The organism is Sinorhizobium sp. P24N7 (assembly GCF_042436655.1).
Classification (GTDB): domain Bacteria; phylum Pseudomonadota; class Alphaproteobacteria; order Rhizobiales; family Rhizobiaceae; genus Sinorhizobium; species Sinorhizobium meliloti_A.
In genome coordinates this window covers 1-631 of record NZ_JBHMIW010000091.1, presented here as the reverse complement: position 1 = coordinate 631, position 631 = coordinate 1, and the positions used below count along the sequence as shown (strand labels likewise).

The following is a 631-nucleotide window of genomic DNA, read 5'->3' as shown; positions in this document are numbered from 1 at the left end:
GCAGGACATCGTCATCACGACGGCGCTGATCCCGGGCCGGCAGGCGCCGCGCCTGGTGAGCGCGGCGATGGTCGACTCGATGCGCTCGGGCTCGGTGTTGGTCGACCTTGCCGTCGATAGCGGCGGCAACGTCGAGGGCTCGAGGGTCGGCGAGGTCGTGACGACCAGCCGCGGCGTCAAGATCATCGGCAACTCCAACATCTCCAAGGTGGGCACGACGGCATCCAGCCTCTACGCCCGAAATCTCTTCAGCTTCGTGTCCACCCTGATCGACCGCGACCAGCCTGCCCTCGTCATCGATTGGGATGACGAGCTGGTCAAGAGCACCAATCTCACGCGCGACGGAGCCATCGTGCATCCGGCCTTCAAGGGTGCAAAAGCCAATTGATCCCGGGTCCGACGACGCCGCCGGACAACACACTCCCATCCGCACCGTCAGGCATGAACAGGCGGTGCTCAACTGTCGTGGAGACTGGTCATGACGTCGACTGCCGTCATTCAGCTTTTCGTCTTTCTGCTCGCCGGTTTCGTCGGCTTTCAGACCATCAGCCGCATTCCGCCACTGCTGCACACGCCGCTGATGGCGGCAACCAACGCCATTTCCGGCATCTCGCTGGTGGCGGCGCTTGTT

1 protein-coding gene and 1 pseudogene are annotated in these 631 nt (G+C 63.5%); both read left to right on the top strand.

Annotated features, from left to right (window positions below; genetic code table 11):
* A pseudogene (locus tag ACFHWW_RS34070) lies at positions 1-388 on the top strand (NAD(P)(+) transhydrogenase (Re/Si-specific) subunit alpha); the annotation flags it as partial.
* A gap of 90 nt (positions 389-478) precedes the next feature.
* A partial coding sequence (locus ACFHWW_RS34065) for a proton-translocating transhydrogenase family protein (RefSeq protein WP_379943785.1) occupies positions 479-631 on the top strand: 153 nt, incomplete at its 3' end.